Here is a 3007-nt window from a genome sequence, read left to right as displayed (position 1 = left end):
CTTTGTTCCTTGAAAACTAGATAATAGATAGAAGGCAATTAATTTTTTTCAAAGCATCTGTAAGATCTTTTTTAACGGTTAAGTTAGAAAGGGCGCACGGTGGATGCCTTGGCACTAGGAGCCGATGAAGGACGGGACTAACACCGATATGCTTCGGGGAGCTGTAAGTAAGCTTTGATCCGGAGATTTCCGAATGGGGAAACCCACTGTTCGTAATGGAACAGTATCTTTACCTGAATACATAGGGTACTGAAGGCAGACCCGGGGAACTGAAACATCTAAGTACCCGGAGGAAGAGAAAGCAAACGCGATTTCCTGAGTAGCGGCGAGCGAAACGGAATTAGCCCAAACCAAGAGGCTTGCCTCTTGGGGTTGTAGGACACTCAACATGGAGTTACAAAGGAACGGGGTAAATGAAGCGATCTGGAAAGATCCGTCGAAGAAGGTAAAAACCCTGTAGTTGAAACTTCGTTCCCTCCTGAGTGGATCCTGAGTACGGCGGGACACGAGAAATCCCGTCGGAAGCAGGGAGGACCATCTCCCAAGGCTAAATACTCCCTAGTGACCGATAGTGAACCAGTACCGTGAGGGAAAGGTGAAAAGCACCCCGGAAGGGGAGTGAAATAGATCCTGAAACCGTGTGCCTACAAGTAGTCAAAGCCCGTTAATGGGTAATGGCGTGCCTTTTGTAGAATGAACCGGCGAGTTACGATTTCATGCGAGGTTAAGTTGATGAGACGGAGCCGCAGCGAAAGCGAGTCTGAATAGGGCGAATGAGTATGAGGTCGTAGACCCGAAACCAGGTGATCTACCCATGTCCAGGGTGAAGTTCAGGTAACACTGAATGGAGGCCCGAACCCACGCACGTTGAAAAGTGCGGGGATGAGGTGTGGGTAGCGGAGAAATTCCAATCGAACCTGGAGATAGCTGGTTCTCTCCGAAATAGCTTTAGGGCTAGCCTCAAGATGAGAGTATTGGAGGTAGAGCACTGATTGGACTAGGGGCCCCCAACGGGTTACCGAATTCAGTCAAACTCCGAATGCCAAATACTTATTCTTGGGAGTCAGACTGCGAGTGATAAGATCCGTAGTCGAAAGGGAAACAGCCCAGACCACCAGCTAAGGTCCCAAAGTATACGTTAAGTGGAAAAGGATGTGGAGTTGCTTAGACAACCAGGATGTTGGCTTAGAAGCAGCCACCATTTAAAGAGTGCGTAATAGCTCACTGGTCGAGTGACTCCGCGCCGAAAATGTACCGGGGCTAAACGTATCACCGAAGCTGTGGATTGACACCGTAGGTGTCGATGGTAGGAGAGCGTTCTAAGGGCGTTGAAGTCAGACCGGAAGGACTGGTGGAGCGCTTAGAAGTGAGAATGCCGGTATGAGTAGCGAAAGAAGGGTGAGAATCCCTTCCACCGAATGCCTAAGGTTTCCTGAGGAAGGCTCGTCCGCTCAGGGTTAGTCGGGACCTAAGCCGAGGCCGAAAGGCGTAGGCGATGGACAACAGGTTGATATTCCTGTACCACCTATACATCGTTTGAACGATGGGGGGACGCAGAAGGATAGGGTAAGCGCGCTGTTGGATATGCGCGTCCAAGCAGTTAGGCCGGAAACGAGGCAAATCCCGTTTCCATTAAGGCGGAGCTGTGATGGCGAGGGAAATATAGTACCGAAGTTCCTGATTCCACGCTGCCAAGAAAAGCCTCTAGTGAGATGTAAGGTGCCCGTACCGCAAACCGACACAGGTAGGCGAGGAGAGAATCCTAAGGTGTGCGAGAGAACTCTCGTTAAGGAACTCGGCAAAATGACCCCGTAACTTCGGGAGAAGGGGTGCTTTTTAGGGTGAATAGCCCAGAAAAGCCGCAGTGAATAGGCCCAGGCGACTGTTTAGCAAAAACACAGGTCTCTGCGAAGCCGCAAGGCGAAGTATAGGGGCTGACACCTGCCCGGTGCTGGAAGGTTAAGGGGAGAGGTTAGCGCAAGCGAAGCTTTGAACCGAAGCCCCAGTAAACGGCGGCCGTAACTATAACGGTCCTAAGGTAGCGAAATTCCTTGTCGGGTAAGTTCCGACCCGCACGAAAGGTGTAACGATCTGGGCACTGTCTCAACGAGAGACTCGGTGAAATTATAGTACCTGTGAAGATGCAGGTTACCCGCGACAGGACGGAAAGACCCCGTGGAGCTTTACTGCAGCCTGATATTGAATTTTGGTACAGCTTGTACAGGATAGGTAGGAGCCTGAGAAGCCGGAGCGCCAGCTTCGGTGGAGGCGTTGGTGGGATACTACCCTGGCTGTATTGAAATTCTAACCCGCGCCCCTTATCGGGGTGGGAGACAGTGTCAGGTGGGCAGTTTGACTGGGGCGGTCGCCTCCTAAAGAGTAACGGAGGCGCCCAAAGGTTCCCTCAGAATGGTTGGAAATCATTCGTAGAGTGTAAAGGCACAAGGGAGCTTGACTGCGAGACCTACAAGTCGAGCAGGGACGAAAGTCGGGCTTAGTGATCCGGTGGTTCCGCATGGAAGGGCCATCGCTCAACGGATAAAAGCTACCCCGGGGATAACAGGCTTATCTCCCCCAAGAGTCCACATCGACGGGGAGGTTTGGCACCTCGATGTCGGCTCATCGCATCCTGGGGCTGTAGTCGGTCCCAAGGGTTGGGCTGTTCGCCCATTAAAGCGGTACGCGAGCTGGGTTCAGAACGTCGTGAGACAGTTCGGTCCCTATCCGTCGCGGGCGCAGGAAATTTGAGAGGAGCTGTCCTTAGTACGAGAGGACCGGGATGGACGCACCGCTGGTGTACCAGTTGTCTTGCCAAAGGCATAGCTGGGTAGCTACGTGCGGACGGGATAAGTGCTGAAAGCATCTAAGCATGAAGCCCCCCTCAAGATGAGATTTCCCATGGCGCAAGCTAGTAAGATCCCTGAAAGATGATCAGGTTGATAGGTCAGAGGTGGAAGCATGGTGACATGTGGAGCTGACTGATACTAATAGATCGAGGACTTAACCA

General features: G+C 52.0%; 1 rRNA gene. It reads left to right on the top strand.

Annotation, left to right across the window (positions count from 1 at the left end):
• The first annotated feature begins 76 nt into the window (after positions 1–76).
• Positions 77–3007 (top strand): 23S ribosomal RNA (locus tag ACFVS1_RS26755).

The sequence above is a fragment of the Peribacillus sp. NPDC058075 genome, from assembly GCF_042885195.1.
Taxonomy (GTDB): domain Bacteria; phylum Bacillota; class Bacilli; order Bacillales; family DSM-1321; genus Peribacillus.
The sequence above is the reverse complement of the archived record's forward strand: the minus strand, read 5'-3'. Positions and strand labels throughout refer to the sequence as shown.